The sequence below is a fragment of the Afifella aestuarii genome (assembly GCF_004023665.1).
Classification (GTDB): Bacteria; Pseudomonadota; Alphaproteobacteria; order Rhizobiales; family Afifellaceae; genus Afifella; species Afifella aestuarii.
The window spans coordinates 829290-851960 of sequence record NZ_SAUF01000002.1; the positions used below are offsets into that span (position 1 = coordinate 829290).

A 22671-nucleotide genomic window follows, 5' to 3' on the forward strand; every position below is an offset into this window, starting at 1 on the left:
CGGGTGCGTAGTCAACACGACCGGCCCGGGGCCGGTTCCAGGCTACATAAGTGCGATGGCCTCTTTGGCAACGGCTTTCCGCAAGGGAAGGCGTCTGATACCGGCCGGGGCCGCCTGCTGGACCGCTTGTCCCGGCAGGGCCGCATCGCTAACGTCCCGGGCACCATCGAGCGGCCGAGGGAATCGAATCGGATATGGCGCAGAAATTCCACGTCCTGGGAGCACTTCTCGCTTCCGTGTGTTTTGCTGGAACGACACAAGCATCTGAGTTTACGGGGGTTTTGAACGAGGCGGCGAGTGTCGCCGGCGAGCGTCCCGGCGCGCCTCCGACCTTGGTGAAAACGCCCCTTCTGCGCCTGGCGCAGGCCGAGATCTCCGTCACGCGGGCGGAGGAGAGAGAGACCTCGGGCGGCGAAACCGCGCCTGAAAAGGCCGCCGACACGGACAGAGATGCGGCCGGCGACGAGGTCGCCGAAGAGCCTGCCGACGAGACTGCCGGCGAGGCCGCCGACGAGATCAATGATAAGGACGGCGCCGCGGATTCCGCCGGGGCGGAAAAAGGTGCCGCAGACGGCGCGAAAAGCGAGACGCCCGAGGGCGAAGCCTCAGACAGTGAGGCCTCGGAGAGCGACACCTCCGGTGGGGCAGAGAGCGCGCCGGCCGAGATGAAGGCGGAAGACGCCCCCGAAGCCGACAGTGCGCCCACAGCGGCCGAAAGCCCGGCGGAAGACGGCCTTTCGACGGAAGACGGGGCGGGACCGGCTGAGGATACGGTGCCGGCTGAGGGCGAAGGCGCGGATGCGGCCTGTGCCGGGGCGGAAGAGGCCTTTGCGAAGGCGATCGGCGAGGACGGCGCGGACGCGCTCGAAGCCTATGTGGAGGATTTTCCGGATTGCAGCCTGAGCGATGTCGCGCGCACGGAGATCGATCGGCGCGAGGCGGCGGCAGAAGAGGTGGAGCGCGTCTCGCGCGACGCCGAAAGCCGCATCTCCGACATGGAGAAGAAGCTTCAGGAAGAGACCCGAAAAGGGGTCGCGACCGCCGCGGAAAATCAGGCGCCCTTCCTGGCGCTCGCCTGCGATACGCTCGCCGCCTCGCCGGAAGATCCCGAAAGGCCGGCCGATGTGCCGGGTGTGCCGTTCGCCATCCTCGATGCGCCGCGCGCGATCGAGGCCTGCGAGACGGCGCTCGCCGCCAATCCCGATGAGCCGCGGCTCGAGTTTCAGCTCGGCTACGCGCTCGACAAGGCCGGGCGCGACGATGAGGCGATGGAGCATTACCGCAAGGCGGCCGATGCCGATTACACCCACGCCTGGACGCTGATCGGCACGATGTACGATTTCGGCGAGGGCGTGCCGGAAGACGACGCGGAGGCGATCACCTGGTACCGCCGCGCGGCGGAAGCGGGCGATGCGCTGGCGCAGCGTTATCTCGGCACGAAGTATCGCAACGGCGAAGGCATCGAGGAGAATTGGGAGGAGGCCGCGAAATGGTATGGCCTCGCCGCCGAACAGGGTGATGCTTTTGCGCTGAACGAGATGGGCTGGCTCTATGAGACCGGTCGCATCGTCGAGCAGGACGACGTCAAAGCGGCGACCTACTACCGGCAGGCGGCGGAGAAGGGCAACCGCACCGCGCAGCACAATCTGGGCCTTGCCTATCTCTACGGCCGCGGCGTGGCGCAGGATCCGGTGACGGGCGCCCTGTGGCTGTCGCGCGCGGCGGAGGCCGGCGATACGGATTCGCAGAGCGAGCTTGCCGGCCTCTACCGCGAAGGCCGCGGCGTCGACAAAGATCCGGAGCTCGCGCTCACCTGGCTGCGGCGGGCGGCCGACGCCGGCAACGCCTCGGCCCAGAACGAGCTCGGCCTTGCCTATGAGCGCGGCGACGGCGTGGAGAAAGACATGGTCCAGGCGGCGCGCTGGTACCGCAAGGCGGCGCTCGCCGGCGAGGGTTCCGCGCAGAACAATCTCGGCGTTCTCTACCGCGACGGCAACGGTCTGCCGCAGGACGACGAGAAGGCGGTTTCGTGGCTGCAAAAGGCGGCCGACCAGGGCAACGCCGTGGCGCTCGCCAATCTCGCCTTCATGTACATGGAAGGCGGCAACGGCGTTGAGGCGGACCCGATGCGCGCCGCCAATCTGATGCTGGAAGCCTTGGCGCAGGGCGAGGACAGGGCCGAAAGGCTCTTGATCGACGACAATGCCCGCGGCCAGCCTGCCGCCTTCCGGCGCGCAGTGCAGGAGCGGCTGCAGGACAAGGGGCTTTATAACGGCCCGATCGACGGCATTCTGGGGCGCGGCACGCAGGCGGCCTTGCGCCGCTTCCAGGAGCTGCGCGGCTGAGACGAATCCCGGGGCGCTTCGGCGCCTCGGACTTTCTTGTGAGCCCCGGGGTCTGTTGTGAGCCCCGGGGTTTTTTGTGCATGCGATCGCTCGGGCGATCGCCCGTGTCAGGCCCCGTCGGCGGGGACAAGCCGTGTCGTGGCGACGCCGAAGATGGCGGCGATGAACATGACGAGGCAGATCGCGCCGAAGACGAGGCTGCCGGCAAAGAGGCCGAAGGCGTTCGACGCAAAGCCCATCGACAGAACGGCGAGCCCCGCCGTGCCGTAGCCGCCGAGGAAGAAGGTGGCGTTGACGGAGCCGAGGATTTCTTCCGGCGTGTGCCGATTGACGAGCTGCACGCCCGTATATTGCCCGACGCTCTGGGCTATGCCGGCCGCCGCCGCGGCGAGTGCGAAGAGCGGCAGCGACACGGAGACTTCGCTCAAGAGCACGAGCGCGAGGCTTGAAAGCGCCAGCGCCAGGCTGAGCCAGGCGGAGCGCCACACCGTCAATTTGCGCGCAAAGATGCCGCCCAAACCGCCTGAGGCAAAGACCAGGAAGGCGGCGGCGCCGGCGACGATCGGACTTCCGTTGTGGAGAAGATCGGCGAGCATGGAGGGCGCAAGCGAGATGAAGAGCGCAGAGAGCGCGAACGGTCCGGCAAAGATGACGATCGCCGTCAGAAGGATGGGCCGGTTCTCCGCCGGCAGGCGCGGCATTTGCCAGATGCGGGCGCTCTGAGACGGTCGCCGGAGCGGCGGCAGAGTGCGGGCGAGGACGAGAAGGAGCGCCGCGAGCAGGCCGGCGAGGAGGACGAAGACGAGGCGGCTCGGCGCGGGGGCGAAGCTTGCAAGCGCGCCGGCCGTCAAGGGGCCGAGGCCGAAGCCGAGAACGACCGACAAAGTGGCGTAGAGCGAGATATGGCCGATGCCGCGCCGGCGCCCGGCAAGGAGTATGGCCGCCGTGCCGGCACTGACGCAGCCGCCGGAGGCAAGCCCGATCAAAAAGCGCGCGACGCACAAGACGGCGACATTGGGCGCGAAGGCGAAAAGAAGCGCGGCCGCAACCGCAAGCACGAGCGCCGGCAGAAGCACGAGGCGCGGGCCATAGAGGTCGGAAAGCCGGCCGCAGCACAACAGCGCGAGCAAGACACCGAGATTGTAGAAGACGAAGATGACGCCGATCGTGCCCGGCGCGAAACCCATCGCATGCTGCCAGATCGGATAGATCGGCACCGGCGCATTGGCGGTCGCGAAGACGACGAGAACCGCCGCCATCAGGGCAAAAAGCGGCAGGGCGTGTTCTGCAGATGCGGCGGAAGAGGAGGCGGCACCGGCGGGGGGCGTGGCCGGCGGCTGGGACGACGAGGGCATGGCGGGATCGTGCTCTGGCGGAGGCGGGCGAAAGGACGTCCGCGGGAGATACAGCGGAGTTAGGCGAAGACGCCGCTGCGGCAAGGTTTTGGGGGCTGCGAGGCCTCGCGCGACGCATCGGAAAGCCTTACTGGGCCGGCGCGCGCGCCCTGAAAGTCGTGAGACCTCTCTTGCGCCTATGGACGCGAGGTTGCGCGGGCGCCTCCTGCGTGGCTGATCGAGGTGTGGTCCTTCATGGGCGAACTGCGGCGAGCGGAATTTAGTCCTCACCTGCCGCCGTCAGCTCCCGTGGCGCCTTTTCGGTCGGCGCATTGCGGGGCTGAAAGCTGAGCCGCAGGCCGAGCGCTTTGGCGACCTTCAGGATGGTGTCGAGCGTCGGGTTGCCTTCCCCCGACAGAGCCTTGTTCAGGCCTTCGCGGCTGATGCCGGTGTCGCGCGCGAGCTGGCTCATATTGCGGGCGCGCGCGACGACGCCGAGGGCATGCGCGACGAAGGCCGGATCGTCGCCGCCTTCCTCCATGACGGCTTCGAGAAATCCGGCAATGTCCTCTTCGCTTTCGAGGTAATCGGCGGGATCGTATCGGCTGAGTGTGACCTCGGTCATGTCTGATCCTTCCAAGACGCAGCCAAGTCCTTGGCGCGTTTGATGTCCTTGCGTTGCGTGCTCTTCTCCCCGCCACACAGGAGCACGATCACGATAGCCCGGCCCGAAAGGGCGCTGAACGGGTGGTAGTACGACTACCGCGACAATAACGCCAACGCGCTTTTAATCGTCGGCAGCTGTGTGCCTTCGTCGGTCAATCGCTCATGCTGCGAGTATTGGCGGCTTTGGCAATCATAATTACACTTGAGATAATATAGAAGATCGATTCGTAGTAATGGCAATCAATTTTCATCCTCACGCTGGCACTGTCTTAATTTGCGATTTCAGGGGATACGAGGAGCCCGAAATATGCAAAAAGCGACCAGTTGTCGTGATTACGCCGAGACGTGCATGGCTTAGGGCTCGGGGGCTTGCTTAAATGGCCCGATTCCACTAAATAAAACGTGTATCCCGTATATCGGGCTTTAAGACCTAGATCACTAGGCAGGCTGCCCACAGAACGATGACAAGTTCAGGGTAGCCTAGGTATTGTCACATGTCCCAGAACCCCGCTTCGGCGGGGTTTTGTGTTTCTGAACTCATTTCACAATCTTACCTTTGCCTCGCCACCTGCGCATAGAAAACGTTCCCCCGCTCGTCCCGCGACGAACGCACCACGCCCTTCTCCATCTGCTGCGGCAGAGCCCAGCCTACGCGCCCTGTGACGGCGACGACCTGTCTCCGGTCTCGCTGGTTTCCTGAGGGGACGCTCTTTCATCTGATAGCCGTCGCGTGCAGGGCAGGAATTGCCAACTGGAGTTATCAGACGCGGCGTGGTCGGTCTGCCGGGGCGTCGCCTGGCGTCGGCCCGCTCGCTTGACTTTGGGGGCGGAAGGCCTAGCCTGAGGGCATCATGATCCGAGCGCTTCTTTCCATTCTGCGAATGCTCCAAGGCCAGCCCGTCACGGGACTGTAGCCCGAAGCTCGGCCGTTGCGCCTTCCGAGCTTCGGGGGTGCGCAGCGATTTTTCATGATCCATCAACTGCATGATCTGTGATCCGGTCGGTCTGCGACCGGGACGATCCGCGATCTGAACGATCGGCGCGAAGGCGTTTTTCCCAAAACTCGTTTGCGTGGTCCGGCGGGATGTCTCGTCGGCCGAAGGGTCGTGCAACCATGTCTCAGATCGCCGAAAAAACTCAGATCGTCCAGAAACCCGTCGTCCAGAAATCTGGCGTCCGGAAACCCAAAGCCCTGCCGCGTCTCGTCATCGGCAGCGAAGATCATGCGCGCCTTTATGCGATCGCCAACAGCCTCGGCGGACCGCTCGCCGAGCTCGGCGAAAAGCTCCTGAGCGAGCTCGACCGCGCGCGGATCGTTCCTCAAGAGAAGGTCCCTGCCAAGACGGTGCGCATGGGCTCGACCGTTTCCTTCGCCACGAGCGACGGTTTCGAGCGGACCTACAAGCTCGTCTATCCCGAAGAGGCCGATGTCGCGCAGGCGCGCATCTCGGTGCTGACGCCGATCGGCGCCGCGCTCATCGGACTTTCGGAAGGCCAGACGATCCCCTGGGAGGCACGCGACGGCCGCGCCCTGTCGCTCACCGTCCTCAATCTCGCGGACGAGGGATGAGCCCGATGTTGTGCCGTGATGTCCGCGCCTGCAGCGGAGCGGAGGTTCTGAAATTCTGCACGTCTGGCCGGGCCGGCATCAGCCAGCCCGGCCGTGGGTCCTTCACGAAACGACATAACCGGGACACCAGACATGCCAGATGCGATTTTTCCCAAAGTTACTCCGCGTGATTTCTCCATCCTCGAGAACCTGCTCGAGGCCCGCCTCGGCAGCGACGAGCTTCTCGTGGCCGCATTGCGGCGCAAGCTGCGCGAGGCGCAGCTCGTCTTCTCCGAGGATCTCCCTGCCGATGTCGCAACGATCGATTCGCGCATCCTATTGCGGGTCGACGAGCGGCTGCCGGAGGAACGAACCCTGGTGACCCCCGCCCATTACATCCCGGGCGTGGGTCATCAGTCGATCGCCACCCCGCGCGGCGTGATGCTGCTCGGGCTCACGGAAGGCGAGAGCGTCGACGTCGATCACCTCGACCGGATCGAACGCGTCGAGGTCCTGAAGGTGCTGTACCAGCCGGAGGCGGAACGCCAGCGCTGGGCGCGCATGACGCGTCCGCATCTGGTGCCGGCGCGAAGCGCTGTAAACACAGGCGGGATAGGGTCCGGCGGACGGCCGGGCGCTGCCAACACAACGCTCATGTCGTCGCATGACGACGATCCCGGGCCGGCAGCTGCCTGAACCCGGCCCGGGGGCAGGACCTCCCGGGTCAGGACTTTGCGGAGAAGCGCGCAAGGACGCTTGCGAGGAAGCCTGACAGCGTCGCCCGCATGCGCCGTTCGCGCGCATGGAGAAGATGGAAGGGCCGCGCCGGACCTTCGTAATCCGGCAGGAGACGCACGAGCCGGCCGGATGTGAGATCGTCGGCGACGGCGCTTTCATAGCCGAGCGTGATGCCGAATCCGTCGAGCGCCGCCTGGTGGATCGCCCGCCAGTCGTTGATCGACAGACGGCTCGCGCTCGGCACCTCGACCGTCTCTCCGCCCTTCGAGAAAGGCCATTCGCGCCCGAGCGCGCCGGACCAGGGGCTGAAGCCGAGGCATTCGTGGTTGCGCAGATCCTCGGGCGTCTGCGGCGTGCCGTGTTCGGCGAGATAGGCGGGCGCGGCGCAGGCGACGAGCCGGTAGGGCGTCAACGGATGGGCGAGAAGCGCGTGGGTCTGGGTCAGCGGGCCGATGCGGAAAACGAGATCGAAACCTTCTTCAATCGGATCGACATAGCGGTCGCTCAAGACGAGGTCGCAAGTGACCTGCGGGTGGGCGCGGAGATAGGCGGTGACGAGCGGCACGAGCACCTGGGCGCCGAACGTCACCGGCGCGTTGATCCGCAACAGGCCGCGCGGTTCCGAACCGGTTTCCGAGGCCTGCGCTTCGGCGTCCGCGACATCGGCGAGGATCGCCTTGCAGCGGTCGCGGTATTGCCGGCCGAAATCGGTGAGGCTGTGGCGCCGTGTCGTGCGGTGGATGAGGCGCGTGCCGAGACGCTTTTCGAGCGACTCGATATGCTTGGCGACCATCTGGGGCGAGATGGAAAGGGCGGTCGCGGCGGCGGAAAACGAGCCGAGCTCGGCGACGCGCACGAAGACGGACATGCTTTCCAGCCGATCGGGCATTCACCACTCTTGCTTGGGACAGGAACAACCGGAGAGGCATTTATCACTCCTGGTTGGTCACCGAAACTCGGCGCCCTGATTTTCAGGAACCTGGTTTTCGAGGAGTGAGGCATGGCCTTTTACATCGTGACGATGACGCATCCGGACGGTCCCGGCTGGAACGAACATGTGCTGGAGCATGTGGAATATCTGCTCGACCTGATCGACCAGGGCACTTTGAAGGCTTCGGGGCCGCTGAAGGGCACGCCGCTACGCGCTGGCTTCCTGATCATGGTCGCCGACAGCCGCGAAGAGATCGAGAAGGTCGTGGCGGGCGATCCGTTTGCGCGCGAGGATCTGATCGTGGAGTTGACGATCGAGGAATGGGATCCGCTCTTCGGCGCGTTTGGGGCAGATTCAAGCAAGGTGCTGCCGCCGGACATGAAGCCGCTGGCAGCCCGGCTCGGCTATCAATGATTGGCTATCAATGAGGTGAGGGCGCGACATGCTCTATGAAATTGCGACGCTCTCCTGCCCGGTGCTGGGCGTCACCAAGGCGGCCGAGGGCGCGCGGCGGTGGATCGGCGATGAGGATGCGCTCGGCACGCCGCTCGGCATGTGGCGCTCCGATATCGGCACGATCGGCGAGCTTTTCGTGCTCCGCTCCTTCGAAGCCGAGGAGGAGCTCTGCGCCGAGCGTGAGCGCGCTTTGATGAGCGAGGACCCGTTCTTCAGTCGTGAGACGGCGAAGGGCCTCCGGATGGAGAGTTTTGCGCCCTTTCCCTTCCTGCCTGAGATTGCGCCCCGGCAATATGGCGGCCTCTTCGAGTTTCGCACCTATCATCTGCGGCCGGGCGGGCTGCCGCGCACACTCGCGGGCTGGGAGGCGGCGATCGGCCCGGCTTCCGCCTATACCGGTCACCTCGTGACGAACCTTTACGCCTTGGACGGGCCGCCGCGCATCACCCATATCTGGGGCTTTTCGAGCCTCGAAGAGCGTGCGCGCCTGCGCTCAGAGCACTACGCCGCCGGTCTCTGGCCGCCCAAGGGCGGGCCGGAGGAGATTGTCGAGGCGACCTCGACGATCGCCAAGGCGGAAGAGGGGTGGCCGAACGGGTAGCAGAACCGGGAGGCCTCCCGGTTCTGCCGTTCTGTCGTTCCCGAGATGGGAAAAGCGACCTCACACAGCCGGGAGCGGGGCTTTGTCGGTGAGGCCCATCACCTTGAGGGCGAAGGCGTATTCGATGGCGACTTCCTTCAAGGCGTCGAAGCGGCCGGAGGCGCCGCCGTGGCCGGCATCCATATTGGTGCGCAGGAGAAGGATGTTGTCGTCGGTCTTGGTGTCGCGGAGTTTTGCGACCCACTTCGCCGGTTCCCAATAGGTGACACGCGGATCGGTGAGCCCGGCCATGGCGAGAAGCGGCGGATAGGCCTGCGCGGTGACGTTGTCATAGGGCGAATAGGCGAGGATCGTCTGATAATCGGCCGCGCTTTCGACCGGGTTGCCCCATTCGGGCCATTCCGGTGGGGTGAGCGGCAGCGTGTCGTCGAGCATGGTGTTGAGGACGTCGACGAAGGGCACGTCGGCGATGACGCCGCCGAAGAGGTCCGGGGCCATATTGGCGACGGCGCCCATCAGCATGCCGCCCGCCGATCCGCCATGGGCGACGATCCGGCCGCGCTTGGTCAGACCTTCGGCCACGAGATGCTCGCCGGCGGCGATGAAATCCGTGAACGTATTGGCCTTCTTGGCGCGCTTGCCCTCTTCGTACCAGGCAAAGCCCTTGTCCTTGCCGCCGCGGATATGGGCGATCGCATAGATGAAGCCGCGATCGACGAGCGACAGGCGGGTGACGGAAAAGCCGGCCGGAATGGCGATGCCGTAGGAGCCGTAGCCGTAGAGAAGGCACGGGGCGGAACCGTCGAGCGGCGTGTCGGCGCGGTAGAGAAGCGAGACCGGCACCTCCTCGCCATCCGGCGCTTGGGCGATGATGCGGCGCGAGACGTATTTCGCCGGGTCGTGGCCCGACGGCACCTCCTGCTCCTTGAGAAGCGTGCGGGCGCGGCTCTCCATGTCGTAATCGAAGATGCGCGACGGCGTCGTCGGCGAGGAATAGGAGAAGCGGATCGTCGTCGTGTCGAACTCGTAGCCGGGATCGAGGCCGAGCGAGTAGGCCTCTTCGGCGAAGGCGATCTCGTGCTCCTCGCCGTCTTCAAGCCGACGCACGACGATGCGCGGCAGCCCGGCCTCGCGCTCCAGACGAACGAGATGTCCGGCGAAGAGGGCGTGCGACAGGAGAAGGCGCCCCGGCACATGGGCGACGAGCGGCTGCCAGTTCTCCAGCGAAGGCGAGGCGACGGGCGCCGTCAGAATCTGAAAATCTTTGGCGTCGCCGGAATTGGTGCGGATGAAGAGCGTGCCGTCCGCCTCGTCGACGTAATATTCGATGCCGTCGCGGCGCGGCGCGATCAGGATGGGCTCTGCCTCCGGCCGGTCGGCCGGGATGAGCCGCGTCTCCGAGGTTTCGTGCGTGTGGCAGTCGATGAGGATGAAATTGCGCGACCGCGTCGCGCCGAGGCCGACGAAGAAACCGGGATCCGCCTCCTCATAGATGAGGACGTCGTCCGTGACCGCGGTGCCGAGCTTGTGGCGGAAGACTTTCGACGGGCGGTGATTGGCGTCGAGACGCACATAGAAGAGATGCGTGTTGTCGGCCGCCCAGACGGCGCCGCCGCTCGTATCGGGGATGACGTCGGCGATGTCTTCGCCCGTTTCCAGATTGCGGATGTGGAGCGTGTAGAATTCCGAGCCGGCATCGTCGAAGGCCCAGGCGAGACGGGAATGGTCGGGCGAATGCGCCGCGCCGGCGATCTTGAAATAGGCATGGCCTTCGGCAAGCGCATTGCCGTCGAGAAGGATGGTTTCTTCCCCGCCGGCGCGCGGCTGGCGCACGAAGATGGGGTGCTGGCCGCCCTCGATGTAGCGGATCGCATAGGAATAAGGTCCGTCAGGCACCGGCACGGAGGAATCGTCCTCCTTGATGCGCCCCTTCATCTCCGTGAAGAGCTTTTCCTGAAGCGCTTCCGTGTCGGCCATCTGGGCGGAAAACCAGGCGTTTTCGGCCTCCAGATAGGCGCGGATCTCAGGATCGAGGACGGAGGGATCGCGCATCACCTCCTGCCAATTGTCGGCACGCAGCCAGTGATAGGAATCGTTGCGGGTGTGGCCGTGGCGGGTGATCTCGTGCGGCCGCTTTGCGGCGCGCGGCGGGAAGGAAGGAATGTCGTTCATGGGCGCGAGGTAGGCCGGATTGTTTTCCGGGGCAAGGGAATGGGTGGTGCGGCGTTAACCTGGGGCCTCTTGGGGACGGTGGCGCGAACCTGCGGAAACCTGCATTGCCCCTGCGGCATCCGCGCACGGGGCGATGGCCGCAAGACAAAGCCGAGCGTTGCGTGTGGAGAAACCGGAGCGCCGATAAGAGATTCGCAGCTTCGGCGCATCTGCCCCCAGGAATGGCCGGAGCCTGACCAGAAGCGCGGCGTTTTGTGCCGGTTGTGGTGTCGGACATACTTGCAATTGCGCGATTTCGACTGTCCTCAGGATCACACTTCTGCGAGGAAATGCGGCGACGGCTGGACAAGGAAGGCGTCACCCGGTCTTTCTCCTGTCGCGATTTGCCGGAAAGCATGGGTCATGCTTGAAAATCGCCGCGCTCTAAGGATTGCCAGAAGCGCCCAAATGCTTAGCTTGTCCGGCTGAGGCGGCAAAGCTGGCAGCTTGCCCCGCTCTGGATCGCCCGCTATCCGTTCCTGGTCCCGCGAACGTCACCCCGCTGATGCAAGAATCCCAAATCGACTGGACTTTCCTCGTCATGGCCGCCCCGTTTCTGGCGGCGTTCGTGGCGCCGCTGTTGAAGCGGCTGTTGGGTTCTGGCGCGTCCTGGATACTGGCGGCGGCACCCGCGGCGATGTTTGTCTATTTCCTTGGCCTGATCGCGCCGATCGCATCCGGCAGCGTCATCGCCAACGGCTTTGCCTGGGCGCCGTCGCTTCAGATCAACTTTTCCTATCGCCTCGACGGGCTGTCGCTGCTGTTTGCGCTTCTCGTCTCGGGCATCGGCACGTTCATCCTGATTTATGCGGGCGCCTATCTCAAAGGCCATGCGCATCAGGGGCGCTTCTTCTCCTTCATCCTGCTCTTCATGGGGGCGATGCAGGGGCTGGTGCTGGCCGACGATTTCATGACGCTCTTCGTCTTCTGGGAGCTGACCTCGATCACCTCCTTCCTGCTGATCGGCTTCGATCACACACGTGAGGCGGCAAGGCGCGCGGCACTGCAGGCGCTGGTGATCACGGCGGGGGGCGGGCTCTGCCTGCTGGCCGGGCTTTTGATCATGACTGGGCTCGTCGGCGTGCATTCGATGTCGGAGGCGATCGCGCTCGGCTCGAGCTTTGCGGAGAACCCGTATTACCTGCCGGTGCTGATCCTGCTTCTCGGCGGCGCCTTTACGAAATCGGCGCAGTTTCCGTTCCATTCCTGGCTCGCCAACGCCATGGAGGCGCCGACGCCGGTCTCGGCCTATCTGCATTCGGCGACGATGGTGAAGGCGGGCGTCTATCTGCTTTTGCGCGTCCATCCCTTCATGGGCGAGACGGTGCTGTGGACGACGATCCTGCCGCTCTTCGGGGGCGCGACGCTTCTCGCCGGCACGCTTCTGGCGCTGCGCCAGACGGACCTCAAGCTCATCCTCGCCTATACGACGGTCGCCTCGCTCGGCCTTCTCGTCATGCTGACGGGGACGAGCAACGAGACGGCGATTTTGGGCGCGCTCGTCTATCTTCTCGCCCATTCGCTCTTCAAGGGCGGCCTCTTCATGATGGCGGGCTCGGTCGACCACGAGGCGGGCACGCGCGATCTGCGCGAGCTCGGCGGTCTCGGGCTCAAAATGCCGGTCACTTTCCTTTCAGGCCTCGTTCTCGCCTGGGCGATGGGCGGGCTTTTCGTGACGCTCGGCTTCTTTGCCAAAGAGGCGATGTATGAGGGGCTTCTGCACGGGGAGGGCACGACGCCCGTGACGCTTGGCGTCGCCGTCCTGGGCAACGGTCTCATGTTCGCGGCCGCCTTCGCCGTCGGATTGCTGCCTTTCATCGGCAAGCGACCCGAGAACCTGTCCGGTGCACATGAAGGCCCGATCGGGTTGTGGATCGGCCCGCTCGTCCTCGCCTGTCTCAGCGTCGTCGGCATCGTCTTTGCGGCCTTCACGCAAGAGGCGCTGATCGGCCCGACGCTTGCTGCCGTCGCCGGGGCTGAGCCGCATCCGGATCTCTCCTACGCCATCCACGTGAACGAGGCTTTTGCCGCCTCCGGCGTCACCTGGGCGATCGGCATCCTGGCGCTTCTCGCCCTGCGGCCGGTGCGGCGCGGGCTCGCGGCAATTCTCGATGCGATCGGCTGGAGTCCCGACCGGGGCTTCGACCAGCTCGTGAACGGGCTCACGACCGGCTCGGCCGCGGTGACCCGCTTCATCCAGAACGGCGATCTGGAACGCTATCTTTCCATTACCTTCACGGTCCTGGCGCTCGCCCTGGTCGTGCCGCTCGTGGTCTTCGGCGAATGGCCGCATGCGCCTGAGACCTTCGCGCTCGCGCCGCATGAATGGGCGGTGATGGGGCTTGCGGCCGTCGGTCTCGTCGCCGTCATCGTGGCGGAGAACCGGCTGACGGCGATCGTCTCTCTCGGCATCCAGGGCTTTGCCGTGGCGCTCATCTACATGCTCTTCGGCGCGCCGGACCTCTCCTTCACGCAATTCATGGTGGAGACGCTTTCGGTCGTCATCCTGGCGCTCGTGATGACGCGCCTGTCCCTGATGACGGCCGACCGGCGCAACATGTTTCAGCGCGCCAAGGACGGAACGATCGCGCTCGCCTGCGGCATCGGCACGGCGGCCTTGCTGATTGCCGTCACGAACCAGCCCTTCGATTCGCGCCTGTCGGATTTCTTTGCGGAGCATTCGCGAACCATCGCCCATGGCCGCAACATCGTGAACGTCATCATCGTCGACTTCCGTGGTCTCGATACTTTGGGTGAGATCGCGGTCGTCATGATCACCGGCCTCGCTATTCTCGCTCTGCTGCGCTTCCCGGCGCCGTGGCGTCAGACGAGAGCCGTGGAGGAAGAGAAGTGAGCACCGTCATCTTTCGCGCGATCGCGCCTTATCTCACGGCCTTGATGGTGCTGTTTTCGGTCTTCGTACTCTTGCGCGGCCACAACAATCCGGGCGGCGGCTTCATCGGCGGGCTGATCGCGGCCTCCGCCTTTGCGATCTACGGCATCGCCTATGGCGTGCCGCCGGTGCGCCGGGCCCTGCGCTTTCATCCGATGGGGATCGCCGCTTTCGGGCTCGTCTTGGCGGCCCTTGCCGGGGTGCCGTCGCTTCTCGGCGGCAAGCCGTTTTTGACGGCGCTGTGGGCCTATCCGAAGATCTTCGGCATGGAGGTCGCCGTCTCCACCGCGACGTTCTTCGACATCGGCGTCTATCTGGTGGTTCTCGGGACGATCACCTCCGTGGCGCTGTCGTTGGAGGAAAGGGAGCGCTGATGGAAGGCCCGCTTGCGCTTCTCGTCGGCTGCTTCTTCGCATCCGCCGTTTATCTGATGCTGTCGGATTCTTTGATCCGCATCCTGCTTGGCGTGACCATCCTCTCGAACGCCGTCAATCTTCTGATTTTCACGGCCGGGCGGATCGTCAAGGAAGTGCCGCCGATCATTCCCGAAGAAGCGATGGTGCCGCCGTTTGCGACCGCCAATCCGCTGCCGCAGGCGCTGATTTTGACGGCGATCGTCATCTCGTTCTCGTTCTTCGCCTTCCTGCTGGTTCTGGTGTTCCGCGCCTATCAGGGGCTCGGCACGGACAAGACCGGGAAGATGCATATGGCCGAAGAGCCGGGTGATCCGGTTCCGCCCAGGGGCTATTGATGGCAGAGAGTGCAGGCCATGCAGCGGTGGACGTCGCGTCCGCCATGGTGACGGCGCCGATCGCGCCCCTGGACGCGATCATCGTCGCGCCGACTTTGATCACCCTTCTTTTCGGCTCCGTCCTGTTGATGGCGCGCAAGCGCCCGGAGACGCAGGCACCGCTCGGCATCGCCGGGCTCTTGTTTCTGACGGCGGCGACGGCCGGCATTCTGGCGCGCGTCGTGACCGGCGGGCCGCTCACCATGACCATGGGAAGCTGGCTGCCGCCTTTCGGCATCACCTTCGCCGTCGATGCGCTCGGTGCCTCCTTCGCCTTCGTGTCGTCGGTGGTGGCGCTCGTCGTCGGTGTTTTCGCAAGCCGCGGCCTGCGGCGCGTGGAGAGCCGCTACGGGTTTTATCCCTTTCTGCTGTTGATGATGACGGGCGTGTGCAACGCCTTCCTCACCGGGGACATCTTCAATCTCTATGTCTGGTTCGAAGTGATGCTGATCGCCTCCTTCGGCCTCATCGTCCTCGGCAATTCCAAGGAGCAGCTCGACGGCGCGGTGCGCTATGCCGTCCTCAATCTTCTGGCTGCGGCCTTCTTCCTGACGGCGACCGGCTATCTCTATGGGGCGCTCGGCACGCTCAACATGGCCGAGATCGCGATCAAGCTGCGCGAAGGCGTGCCCGGAATGCCGATCAACACGATCACGGCGCTTTATATTCTGGGCTTCGGCATGAAGGCGGCAGCGTTTCCGGTCGCCTTCTGGCTGCCGGCCTCCTATCACACGCCGTCTCCTTCGGCGGGTGCCGTCTTTGCCGGGCTTTTGACCAAGGTCGGCGCCTATGCGCTGTTGCGCACGCTGATCATGCTGATGCCCTCGGAAGAGGCGCTCTACGACACGTTTCTGACGGCGCTCGCCATCGGCACGATGCTTCTCGGCTCGCTCGGCGCGATGGCGCATTCCGATTTCCGGCGCATCCTCGGCTATCTCGTCATCTCCGGCATCGGCGTGATCCTGGCAGGTCTCGCGATCGGCACGGCGGAGGGGCTGTCGGGCGGCATCTTCTATGCCTTCCATTCGATGATCGTCATGTCGGCGCTCTATCTCGCCTCCGGGCTCGTCGGCCAGCTCGGCGGCAGCCAGGACCTGCGCAAGCTCGGCGGGCTTTATGGTGCGAGCCCGCTTCTGGCCGGGCTGACGCTGACCCTCGTCTTTTCCGTCTCCGCGCTGCCGCCGTTTTCCGGCTTCTGGGCGAAGATCCTGGTGACCGAGGCCGCGATGGTGGACGGGCGCTGGTGGCTCGCCGGCATCGTGCTCGGCACGGGCCTCCTCAACGCGCTTGCTTCGGGGCGCGCCTTCACGCAGATTTTCTGGCGTGGCGGACCGGTGGGGACGCCGGACGGTGCGGAAAAGAGCGTGCCCGGCGAGATCGCCAGGGAGGACCGGGCGGTGCTGTTCGGCTCGCTTGGCGCTTTGACTTTGCTGAGCCTGGTCATCGGCCTGTGGCCGTCGCCGCTGATGCGGCTTGCGGAAGCCGGTGCGGCCGGGCTTCTGGATCCGACCCTTTATATTCGCGCGGTGTTTGGAGGCGCTTCCTGATGGTGCTGTTTCCCGTCAACGTGCTTCTGGCACTCGCCTGGGCGTCGATCACCGGCAGCTTCACGCTGCCGAACCTGCTTTTCGGCTTCGTGCTCGGCGCCATCGCGCTGTGGCTCATTCGCGAGCAGATCGGCACGCGCGGCTATATCGGCCGCTCGCTCCGGGTGATCAATCTGTTCTTCCTGTTCATCTACGAACTGGTCATGTCGGCGCTCAAGGTGACCTGGATCGTGCTGCAACCGAAGATGCCGATTTCGCCCGGGCTGATCGCCTATCCGCTCAGGGTGAACCGCGATTTCGAGATCACGTTACTTGCCAATCTCATCACGCTGACGCCCGGCACCTTGTCGGTCGACGTGTCGGAAGACCGGCGCACGCTTTACATTCACGCCATCGACGTGCCCGATCCCGACCAATTGAAACGCGATATCGCGCAAGGCTTTGAGCGAAAGATACTGGAGGCGTTCCGATGAGTGCTAGCGAGTTTCTCGAAATCTGCGTCCTGATTTCGCTGGCGCTTCTCGTCCTTTCGTTCGCGCTGATTACCATTCGCATCGTGCGCGGGCCGACTTTTGCGGACCGGGTTCTGGCGCTCGATATGCTGGTGTCCACCGGCATTGGTTTCATTGCCGTGATCGGCGTGAAAACTGGTTTTTATCTTTATATCGACATTGCAATCGCTCTTGGGCTCGTCGGTTTTCTTGCAACCGTAGCGTTTGCCCGCTTCGTGATGCATTGCGGAGACGTGCTCGGTGGCGAATCAGCAATGTGCTACGGCTCCGATTCGGAGAAGCAGCGATGAGCGGCTTTCTCGACGTCTTGGTCGGCGTGATGATTGTGATCGGCTCGCTTTTCGCAGTCGTTGCGAGCGTCGGCCTCTTGCGTTTTCCTGACCTTTACACGCGCATGCATGCCGCCAGCAAAGCCGGAACCTTGGGCTCTGGACTGATGTTGTTGGCCCTTGCCTTAGAAGCGCCCCATTTGGACATCTTCACTCGCGCTGTGGCAGGTGTGGTGTTCTTCCTTCTCACCGCACCGGTTTCCGCGCACCTTCTGGCCCGGGCGGCTTACCTCACTGGTGTAAAGCCGGTCCCTGAGACGGAGCCCGACGACTATTCGCGGGCTATAGGGGTGACGCGCTCCGATCCGGAAGGCGAGCGTTGAAACAAAGACTGCCATCTTCCGTAAAAGCAGGGTGGCGCTTTGTTGGTGAATTCCTATCTTTCCAGGAATGAGCGAGCGAGTGCTGACAGAATTTCACACCTTCTTGTTGCGCGCGGTGAAACGCCGCTAAGATTGCTGTGATGTAGGGTTTTTTCTTCTTGTCAGACCGCGCCACCAGCAGTAGCAAGGCGCACTTGATGACTTGCAGTGTGTTGCTGCAAAGGTCACATAGCGAGGATTCAATGGCAGAGGCTATCCAGAACGACAACCTGATCGAGCTCACGGCAGACATCGTGTCTGCTTATGTGAGCAACAACACAATTGCGGCTGGCGATATTTCCGGTCTGATCGGCAATATCTATCAGGCGCTGCAGACGACCGCCGATGGCGGCGCTGAGCCTGAGCCGGAGCCGCAGAAGCCGGCTGTGCCGGTCCGTCGCTCGATCAATCCGGACTACATTATTTGTCTGGAAGACGGAAAGAAGTTCAAGTCGCTGAAGCGTCACTTGCGCACGCATTACGACCTGTCCCCGGAAGAGTATCGCGAGAAGTGGGGCCTGCCGGCCGACTATCCGATGGTCGCTCCGAACTATGCGAAAGCCCGTTCGCAGCTTGCCAAGCAGATGGGTCTTGGTCAGAAGCGCGGCCGCCGCTGAACGACGTTTTCTTCCGAACGTGTCAGACGCCGGCCCTTATGCCGGCGTTTTACTTTTTCCGGTCGGCGGCTCCCACGCCGGCGCTTTGCCTTCCCCGAACGCCGGCTCCCCCGCCGGCGTTTTGCGTTTCCCCGACGCCGGCTTTCATGCCGGCGTTTTGCTTTTGAAGGTCCGGGCTTCGCAGAGCCGCGCAAGCTCACCGCTTTCGGCGTCGAGCGCTGTCTTGAGCGCGATATGGCGATTGAGATCGTAGCTCCGATGGCCGGCCCGGCCTTTCCTGCGCTCCGCCCGCAGGGCGCATTTGAGACGCGCAACGATGCTGCGCGCGCGCTCCGTGTCATTTGTCCCGAGCTCTCCCGGCAGACGATGGATCAACCGCGGCAGGTCGTTGTCGCGGCTGTACGTGCCGGCGCCGCTTTTGGCCGGGCGGGGAGGCGCCGAGTTTTGGCGCCGTTGGCGGCGAGTGGGCCTGCCGGCCCCGCCTGAGATTTGGGAATCGTAAAAGCACTGCGCATTGACCATGCCGGGAGCTCCTGAAGCTTTCGCGGCACGATCGCAGGGCCCGGAGCGGCGGGGATAAGTTCGGCGCCTCCCGGCGCGACAAGGTGTGCGGTAAGCTTAAAAACATATCCCCGGTTGCTTCTCTTCGCGGTATAGGAAATAAATCCTATCGTGGGAGGAGGGGCCATGCAGAACCATTTTTACGACGATTTGCGGGGGTCGCAGGGGGCGTTCGGGCCATATCGGCGCGAAGCCGGGCGCGCCCCCGCTGGGAGCCCCGCCGCCGGACATGCCGCCGCCGGATGTGCCATCGTCAGGGATCGGGAGACGGATGCGGAGAGTTCCGTCTGCCGCTTTGCCGAAGCGGCGCTCGGCGCGGTCTTTCGGGTCGGGCACCATGACCTGCGCAAGGCCGGACGGGGCGTTGCGCGGGTGGCGCAGACGCGGCAGGCGGCGATGTATCTCGTCCATGTCGGCTCCGGCCTGACGCTGACCAAGGTCGGCGCGCATTTCGGCCGCGACCGCACCACCGTAGCCCATGGCTGCCGGATGATCGAGGAACGGCGCGACGAGCCCGTCTTCGACCAGGTGTTGGAAAACCTCGAATTCGCGCTGAGGCGCTGGATGGAGGTTTTCGGCGAGGATGCGAGATGAGCCGCGGGAAGAGGCGCGGCGGGGCGCTCGAAAGCCTGATCGAGATGCTGCTGGTCCATGCCGATGCGCGGCTCGTGGAGGCGGATGCGGCGACCTTCTCTTGCGAGGGTGTGGCGGGGCGGCGGCGCGAGATCCCGGCCGCCCTCGTCAAGAAGCTTCTGGCGGGGGGCCTCCTCTGCGAGGCCGGAGAGAGGGGGCTTGTCGCGAGCGCGGAGGCCGCGGCATGGCTTCGGCGCATGAAAGCCGGCGAGCCCGCCTTTCTGGCGCAGCACAAATGCCTGGAACGCCAGAAGGGCGGCTCACCCTCGGCGCCCGCTCCGCTCACCGATCTCGACGAGAGCCCGATCGGCCTCCTCGCCCGCAGAGGCGGCGAGGATGGCGCGCCCTATCTCGGAGCCCCGCTGGTGGCAGCGGCGGAGCGGCTTCGCCGCGATTTCGAGCGCGCGAGCCTGCAGCCGCGCATCACCGCCAACTGGCAGGCCGACCTCAAGGCGCCGAAAGGCTCCCGTCAGCGGGGCGGCCAGGCGGATCTGACGGAGACGGCGATCGCCGCCCGCGCCCGCTTTCATGCCGCCATGGACGCGGTCGGCCCAGAACTCGCGGGCGTCCTCGTCGATGTCGCCTGTTTCCTCAAAGGTCTGTCGAGCGTGGAGCGCGAACGCGGCTATCCGGCACGATCGGCGAAGCTCGTCCTGAAACTCGCGCTGCAGGCGCTCGCCCGCCATTACGGCCTCGATGAGGAGGCCGAAGGCAAAGCGCATGTGGCGATGCGCCATTGGGGCGCCGAGGGCTATCGGCCCACGATCAGCGAGTGAGAGGGTGAGGAGGGGGGAATGCGCCGCGAGCGGGGAGACGGCTATTTCGCGAGCCGGCTCTCCGCGTCGCGGCGAATACGCTGCAGCATGGCGGAGAGGCCGTTTGAGCGCTGCGCCGTCAGATGTTCGCGCAGGCCCATTCGGGCGAAGACGGCTTCGGCATCGGTCTTCAGGATCTCTTCGGGCGTCGTGCGGGAATAGAGCGCAAGTACGATGGCGATGAGACCGCGCACGATATGGGCGTCGCTGTCGCCGCGGAAGACGAGGACCGCCTCGCCGTCCTTCACCGCGTCTTCGCTGACGAGCCAGACCTGGCTTGCGCAGCCGCGGACTTTCGTGGCCTCCGTGCGTTCCTCGTCCGGCATCTCCGGCAAGGCCCGTCCGAGCTCGATCACGTACCGGTAGCGATCCTCCCATTCGTCGAGGAGGGCGAAATCGTCGATGATGGATTCAATGCTCATGAAGGCCTGTCGCGTGCTTGCGTGTCCGCCGGGAGGTGCCCAGCCGTCGCCGGGCGTCTCAAAAAAGGTGGTGCAAGGCAAAATAGGCATATGAGCCCGGGGCACAAGCGCCGAGGGCCGGATGCGGCCTTGATGCGCGGCCCTGACAAGCTGGCCCTGACAAGCGGCTCTGTTTGCGCGAATGGGCCGCGTTAACGGCAATCCAAAACATGATTACCACTTTGTGAAGTTTTGGCTTATTGTTGAAGCTAAGTTTTACGTTTTGCTGGAGCGGAACCCATGCAAGAGCAGCGCGCCCTCAGACGCCACCATTTGGACAAACGGTCGACCGTCATGTCGCATCGGCTCTATGCCAATTGCCAGGTGCGCAACATCAGCCCGACCGGCGCCTGCATCGAGTTGGACAGCCGGGCCGTCCTGCCCGCGAGCGTGCGCCTGCCGATGCCCAATTGCGGCACCGCCTCGGCGAAGCTGGTCTGGCAGCGCGGCAAGCTCGCCGGCGTCATGTTCAACGAGCCTTTGAACGGCGAAGTTCTGACCCAGTATATCGATGTGCGCGCCCCCATCCGCCAGGAGCGGCAGGTGGCAAGGGATCTCGCCTCGACCATCGGCAAGCCGGCTGCACGCGCGCATCTGCGCCTCATCGATTGCTCGGCCGACTGAGCTTCGCCGAACGGGCTGTTCTCGCGCGGCGGCGTGTGGCTGCGCGCCGCTGAACGGATCCGGCCGTTTGAACAGGACTGGCGGCGAGAAACCGCATGCTTCGGCCGCAGTGTGAGCCGCGTTGTGCTTCAGCCGATGAGTAGCGCGAGCGCGACATAGGCCGCGAGACCGCCGCCCATCGTGACGACGACGTTGTTGGAAACCCAGGCGATGGCAACGGCCAGCGCCGCGGCGATCCAGGTTGTAGCCTCCGTGCCGGCGAGGGACGTCGCCACGAGCGCGACGACGATCAGGCCCGGCAGATCATCCAGAACGAAAGCGAAGCGGGACTGACGCAGGCGGTCGCCGGCGAGGAACCCGAGAAGGCGCGTCGCGAAGGTGGCGACCGCGAGCCCGGCGATCAACAGCCATTGCGAAGAGCTCATGCCGGCCTCCGATAGCGGCGCAGGAGAGCCGCAAGGGCGAGGCCGGCGAGAGACGCGACGACGCCCGCGAGATCCCTGCCGAGACGAGGCCGATCGCCAGCACGAAGGTTATTCCCCAGGGAAGGAAAGCGGCGATGCGTCGGGGCGCCATGCTCCGGGCCATCGCAATGAACGCCGCGGTGAAGGCGAAGCCGAGCCCGGCCGCATCGAGGTCGGGCAGGATGGCGCCGATCTGCGCGCCGATCGCCGTCGATGCAAACCAGGTGACGAACATGACGCTGCCCGCCCCGAGGAGGAAGGGCGCGCCGATGCTCGGATCCTTGCCGCGCTCCGACATGGTGAGCGCCCAGTTTTCATCGGAGGTGAGGTGCAGGGCGAGGAGACGCCGCCATGGCGGCAGGCGGGCCAGGATGCCGGCGAGCGAAGCCGTGATCCCGAGATAGCGCAGATTCATGATCGCGCCCGCGAAGACGGCGCCGACCAGGCCGCTTCCCGCCGAGAACTGATCGACGGCGACGATCTGCGACGATCCCGCGTGAACGCCGGCACTCATGAGCCCGACGCCCCACCAGGGAAAGCCTGCCTGAGCCGCCAGGACCCCGAAGGCGAGACCGTAAAGTGCGGCACCGACGGCGAGCGGCAGGATGGAGAGCATGCCTCGTTTCATGCCATCGGTTTATCTGTCCGGGGCGAGATGATGAATGCGCCTGTTGCGCTTTCGGTGATATGATCAGCGCATAATAGGCAACCTTTCGAGTGAAAAAGATCATGGATGACAAGGATCGTGCGCTGCTTGTCGAACTGCAGCGCAATGCCCGGCTGCCGATCGCCGAACTGGCCGATCGGGCGGGGCTTTCGAACGCATCCGTTCAGCGGCGATTGAAAGCTTTGCGCGAGGAGGGCGTGATCCAAAACGAGGTGGCGCTGCTCGACCGGCAGAAGCTCGGTCTCGGAGTGACCGCCGTGATTTTAGTCGACCTGGAGCGCGACCGGCTCGACCAGATCGACGCCTTCAAGCGCAAGGCGCGCGCCGAACCGCAGGTTCTGCATCTCTACTGTATCGCCGGCGAGATGGATTTCGTGATGATCGCCGTGGCGCGCGACATGGCCGATTACGAGGCCCTGACGCACCGGCTGTTCTTCGCCGATGCCAATGTCCGCAAGTTCCGAACCTCCATCGTGGTCTCGACGGAAAAGGCGAGTTCGGAATATCCGATCCTGCCGTGAGGGGCGGGCGCGGCGTCAGTGGCCCTCAGCTGACGACGGGCGCT

The 22671-nt window shown here is 64.7% G+C and carries 25 protein-coding genes; 17 read left to right on the plus strand and 8 right to left on the minus strand.

Features of this window, described 5'->3' with window-relative positions; all coding sequences use genetic code 11:
- Nucleotides 1-194: 194 nt before the first annotated feature.
- Nucleotides 195-2345, plus strand: a complete 2151-nt coding sequence (locus tag EO094_RS12250) for a peptidoglycan-binding protein (protein WP_128292557.1) — start codon at nt 195-197, stop codon at nt 2343-2345.
- Nucleotides 2346-2452: 107 nt separating this feature from the next.
- Here EO094_RS12250 and EO094_RS12255 read toward each other — a convergent pair whose 3' ends face one another.
- Both EO094_RS12255 and EO094_RS12260 read right to left on the minus strand, forming a co-directional pair.
- On the minus strand, nt 2453-3700 hold the full coding sequence (locus EO094_RS12255; protein WP_128292558.1) for an MFS transporter: 1248 nt from the start codon (nt 3698-3700) through the stop codon (nt 2453-2455).
- 259 nt (nt 3701-3959) lie between these two features.
- Nucleotides 3960-4304, minus strand: a complete 345-nt coding sequence (locus EO094_RS12260; RefSeq protein WP_128292559.1) for an addiction module antidote protein — start codon at nt 4302-4304, stop codon at nt 3960-3962.
- A 1155-nt stretch (nt 4305-5459) separates the two neighbouring features.
- Here EO094_RS12260 and rnk point away from each other — a divergent pair.
- Together rnk and EO094_RS12270 are read left to right on the plus strand one after the other, a co-directional pair.
- A complete protein-coding gene (gene rnk, locus EO094_RS12265) occupies nt 5460-5915 on the plus strand; it encodes a nucleoside diphosphate kinase regulator (protein ID WP_128292560.1) in 456 nt (151 codons plus the stop codon).
- 132 nt (nt 5916-6047) lie between these two features.
- Nucleotides 6048-6590: a GreA/GreB family elongation factor gene (locus tag EO094_RS12270; protein WP_128292561.1), complete on the plus strand. Its 543-nt coding sequence runs from the start codon at nt 6048-6050 to the stop codon at nt 6588-6590.
- A 28-nt stretch (nt 6591-6618) separates the two neighbouring features.
- On the opposite strand, the gene EO094_RS12275 is transcribed toward EO094_RS12270, so the two are convergent.
- The gene (locus EO094_RS12275; RefSeq protein ID WP_128292562.1) at nt 6619-7521 is read right to left on the minus strand and encodes a LysR family transcriptional regulator; all 903 of its coding nucleotides are present in this window, start codon (nt 7519-7521) and stop codon (nt 6619-6621) included.
- A gap of 111 nt (nt 7522-7632) precedes the next feature.
- Between EO094_RS12275 and EO094_RS12280 the strand changes: the two genes are divergently transcribed.
- Together EO094_RS12280 and EO094_RS12285 are read left to right on the plus strand one after the other, a co-directional pair.
- On the plus strand, nt 7633-7977 hold the full coding sequence (locus tag EO094_RS12280; protein ID WP_128292563.1) for a YciI family protein: 345 nt from the start codon (nt 7633-7635) through the stop codon (nt 7975-7977).
- 28 nt (nt 7978-8005) lie between these two features.
- Nucleotides 8006-8620, plus strand: coding sequence for an NIPSNAP family protein (locus EO094_RS12285; protein WP_128292564.1), 615 nt, complete (start codon nt 8006-8008; stop codon nt 8618-8620).
- A 60-nt stretch (nt 8621-8680) separates the two neighbouring features.
- Here the strand turns inward: EO094_RS12285 and EO094_RS12290 are convergent, their stop codons facing one another.
- Complete coding sequence (locus EO094_RS12290) at nt 8681-10792, minus strand: S9 family peptidase (RefSeq protein WP_128292565.1); 2112 nt, start codon at nt 10790-10792, stop codon at nt 8681-8683.
- A gap of 544 nt (nt 10793-11336) precedes the next feature.
- On the opposite strand from EO094_RS12290, the gene EO094_RS12295 reads away from it, so the two are divergent.
- The 8 genes from EO094_RS12295 (at nt 11337) to EO094_RS12330 (ending at nt 17881) form a co-directional block, all read left to right on the plus strand.
- Nucleotides 11337-13685 (plus strand): putative monovalent cation/H+ antiporter subunit A, encoded by a 2349-nt coding sequence (locus EO094_RS12295; protein ID WP_128292566.1) that lies wholly within the window; start codon nt 11337-11339, stop codon nt 13683-13685.
- On the plus strand, nt 13682-14098 hold the full coding sequence (locus EO094_RS12300) for a Na+/H+ antiporter subunit B (RefSeq protein ID WP_128292567.1): 417 nt from the start codon (nt 13682-13684) through the stop codon (nt 14096-14098). The genes EO094_RS12295 and EO094_RS12300 overlap by 4 nt, the downstream gene beginning before the upstream one ends.
- A complete protein-coding gene (locus EO094_RS12305; protein ID WP_128292568.1) occupies nt 14098-14475 on the plus strand; it encodes a Na+/H+ antiporter subunit C in 378 nt (125 codons plus the stop codon). Before EO094_RS12300 ends, EO094_RS12305 begins: the two co-directional genes overlap by 1 nt.
- Nucleotides 14475-16061 (plus strand): Na+/H+ antiporter subunit D, encoded by a 1587-nt coding sequence (locus EO094_RS12310; RefSeq protein ID WP_205649902.1) that lies wholly within the window; start codon nt 14475-14477, stop codon nt 16059-16061. Before EO094_RS12305 ends, EO094_RS12310 begins: the two co-directional genes overlap by 1 nt.
- Nucleotides 16061-16534, plus strand: a complete 474-nt coding sequence (locus EO094_RS12315) for a Na+/H+ antiporter subunit E (RefSeq protein WP_092809369.1) — start codon at nt 16061-16063, stop codon at nt 16532-16534. The genes EO094_RS12310 and EO094_RS12315 overlap by 1 nt, the downstream gene beginning before the upstream one ends.
- Nucleotides 16531-16863, plus strand: coding sequence for a cation:proton antiporter (locus EO094_RS12320; protein WP_128292569.1), 333 nt, complete (start codon nt 16531-16533; stop codon nt 16861-16863). The genes EO094_RS12315 and EO094_RS12320 overlap by 4 nt, the downstream gene beginning before the upstream one ends.
- Entirely contained in the window at nt 16860-17225 is a 366-nt protein-coding gene (gene mnhG, locus EO094_RS12325) for a monovalent cation/H(+) antiporter subunit G (RefSeq protein ID WP_128292570.1), read from the plus strand. The genes EO094_RS12320 and mnhG overlap by 4 nt, the downstream gene beginning before the upstream one ends.
- Nucleotides 17226-17467: 242 nt before the next feature.
- Complete coding sequence (locus tag EO094_RS12330) at nt 17468-17881, plus strand: Ros/MucR family transcriptional regulator (protein WP_092809372.1); 414 nt, start codon at nt 17468-17470, stop codon at nt 17879-17881.
- 144 nt (nt 17882-18025) lie between these two features.
- On the opposite strand, the gene EO094_RS18745 is transcribed toward EO094_RS12330, so the two are convergent.
- The gene (locus EO094_RS18745; protein WP_246008491.1) at nt 18026-18403 is read right to left on the minus strand and encodes a DUF6477 family protein; all 378 of its coding nucleotides are present in this window, start codon (nt 18401-18403) and stop codon (nt 18026-18028) included.
- A 165-nt stretch (nt 18404-18568) separates the two neighbouring features.
- Between EO094_RS18745 and EO094_RS12340 the strand changes: the two genes are divergently transcribed.
- Nucleotides 18569-19036 carry a helix-turn-helix domain-containing protein gene (locus tag EO094_RS12340; RefSeq protein ID WP_128292572.1) on the plus strand — a complete coding sequence of 156 codons (468 nt, stop codon included), beginning with the start codon at nt 18569-18571 and terminating at the stop codon, nt 19034-19036.
- The gene (locus EO094_RS12345; protein WP_128292573.1) at nt 19033-19851 is read left to right on the plus strand and encodes a DUF6456 domain-containing protein; all 819 of its coding nucleotides are present in this window, start codon (nt 19033-19035) and stop codon (nt 19849-19851) included. The genes EO094_RS12340 and EO094_RS12345 overlap by 4 nt, the downstream gene beginning before the upstream one ends.
- A gap of 41 nt (nt 19852-19892) precedes the next feature.
- Here the strand turns inward: EO094_RS12345 and EO094_RS12350 are convergent, their stop codons facing one another.
- A complete protein-coding gene (locus EO094_RS12350) occupies nt 19893-20312 on the minus strand; it encodes a SufE family protein (RefSeq protein WP_128292574.1) in 420 nt (139 codons plus the stop codon).
- A gap of 279 nt (nt 20313-20591) precedes the next feature.
- Between EO094_RS12350 and EO094_RS12355 the strand changes: the two genes are divergently transcribed.
- Nucleotides 20592-20975, plus strand: coding sequence for a hypothetical protein (locus EO094_RS12355; RefSeq protein ID WP_128292575.1), 384 nt, complete (start codon nt 20592-20594; stop codon nt 20973-20975).
- Between the two features lie 128 nt (nt 20976-21103).
- Here the strand turns inward: EO094_RS12355 and EO094_RS18750 are convergent, their stop codons facing one another.
- Together EO094_RS18750 and EO094_RS12365 are read right to left on the minus strand one after the other, a co-directional pair.
- Complete coding sequence (locus tag EO094_RS18750; RefSeq protein ID WP_246008528.1) at nt 21104-21379, minus strand: AzlD domain-containing protein; 276 nt, start codon at nt 21377-21379, stop codon at nt 21104-21106.
- Entirely contained in the window at nt 21279-22067 is a 789-nt protein-coding gene (locus tag EO094_RS12365; protein WP_205649903.1) for an AzlC family ABC transporter permease, read from the minus strand. The genes EO094_RS18750 and EO094_RS12365 overlap by 101 nt, the downstream gene beginning before the upstream one ends.
- Nucleotides 22068-22168: 101 nt before the next feature.
- Between EO094_RS12365 and EO094_RS12370 the strand changes: the two genes are divergently transcribed.
- Nucleotides 22169-22627, plus strand: a complete 459-nt coding sequence (locus EO094_RS12370; RefSeq protein ID WP_128292577.1) for an Lrp/AsnC family transcriptional regulator — start codon at nt 22169-22171, stop codon at nt 22625-22627.
- Nucleotides 22628-22671: the final 44 nt, after the last annotated feature.

Bases quoted from the DNA above. Each gene is read 5' to 3' on its own strand.
- mnhG (WP_128292570.1), top strand. From the start codon at position 16,860: ATGAGCGGCTTTCTCGACGTCTTGGTCGGCGTGATGATTGTGATCGGC.
- EO094_RS12280 (WP_128292563.1), top strand. From the start codon at position 7,633: ATGGCCTTTTACATCGTGACGATGACGCATCCGGACGGTCCCGGCTGG.
- EO094_RS12285 (WP_128292564.1), top strand. From the start codon at position 8,006: ATGCTCTATGAAATTGCGACGCTCTCCTGCCCGGTGCTGGGCGTCACC.
- EO094_RS12270 (WP_128292561.1), top strand. From the start codon at position 6,048: ATGCCAGATGCGATTTTTCCCAAAGTTACTCCGCGTGATTTCTCCATC.
- EO094_RS12310 (WP_205649902.1), top strand. From the start codon at position 14,475: ATGGCAGAGAGTGCAGGCCATGCAGCGGTGGACGTCGCGTCCGCCATG.
- EO094_RS12260 (WP_128292559.1), bottom strand. From the start codon at position 4,304: ATGACCGAGGTCACACTCAGCCGATACGATCCCGCCGATTACCTCGAA.
- rnk (WP_128292560.1), top strand. From the start codon at position 5,460: ATGTCTCAGATCGCCGAAAAAACTCAGATCGTCCAGAAACCCGTCGTC.
- EO094_RS12340 (WP_128292572.1), top strand. From the start codon at position 18,569: ATGCAGAACCATTTTTACGACGATTTGCGGGGGTCGCAGGGGGCGTTC.
- EO094_RS12355 (WP_128292575.1), top strand. From the start codon at position 20,592: ATGCAAGAGCAGCGCGCCCTCAGACGCCACCATTTGGACAAACGGTCG.
- EO094_RS12305 (WP_128292568.1), top strand. From the start codon at position 14,098: ATGGAAGGCCCGCTTGCGCTTCTCGTCGGCTGCTTCTTCGCATCCGCC.
- EO094_RS12255 (WP_128292558.1), bottom strand. From the start codon at position 3,700: ATGCCCTCGTCGTCCCAGCCGCCGGCCACGCCCCCCGCCGGTGCCGCC.
- EO094_RS12365 (WP_205649903.1), bottom strand. From the start codon at position 22,067: ATGAAACGAGGCATGCTCTCCATCCTGCCGCTCGCCGTCGGTGCCGCA.
- EO094_RS18745 (WP_246008491.1), bottom strand. From the start codon at position 18,403: ATGGTCAATGCGCAGTGCTTTTACGATTCCCAAATCTCAGGCGGGGCC.
- EO094_RS12315 (WP_092809369.1), top strand. From the start codon at position 16,061: ATGGTGCTGTTTCCCGTCAACGTGCTTCTGGCACTCGCCTGGGCGTCG.
- EO094_RS12290 (WP_128292565.1), bottom strand. From the start codon at position 10,792: ATGAACGACATTCCTTCCTTCCCGCCGCGCGCCGCAAAGCGGCCGCAC.
- EO094_RS12320 (WP_128292569.1), top strand. From the start codon at position 16,531: ATGAGTGCTAGCGAGTTTCTCGAAATCTGCGTCCTGATTTCGCTGGCG.
- EO094_RS12330 (WP_092809372.1), top strand. From the start codon at position 17,468: ATGGCAGAGGCTATCCAGAACGACAACCTGATCGAGCTCACGGCAGAC.
- EO094_RS12250 (WP_128292557.1), top strand. From the start codon at position 195: ATGGCGCAGAAATTCCACGTCCTGGGAGCACTTCTCGCTTCCGTGTGT.
- EO094_RS12370 (WP_128292577.1), top strand. From the start codon at position 22,169: ATGGATGACAAGGATCGTGCGCTGCTTGTCGAACTGCAGCGCAATGCC.
- EO094_RS12345 (WP_128292573.1), top strand. From the start codon at position 19,033: ATGAGCCGCGGGAAGAGGCGCGGCGGGGCGCTCGAAAGCCTGATCGAG.
- EO094_RS12275 (WP_128292562.1), bottom strand. From the start codon at position 7,521: ATGCCCGATCGGCTGGAAAGCATGTCCGTCTTCGTGCGCGTCGCCGAG.
- EO094_RS12350 (WP_128292574.1), bottom strand. From the start codon at position 20,312: ATGAGCATTGAATCCATCATCGACGATTTCGCCCTCCTCGACGAATGG.
- EO094_RS12295 (WP_128292566.1), top strand. From the start codon at position 11,337: ATGCAAGAATCCCAAATCGACTGGACTTTCCTCGTCATGGCCGCCCCG.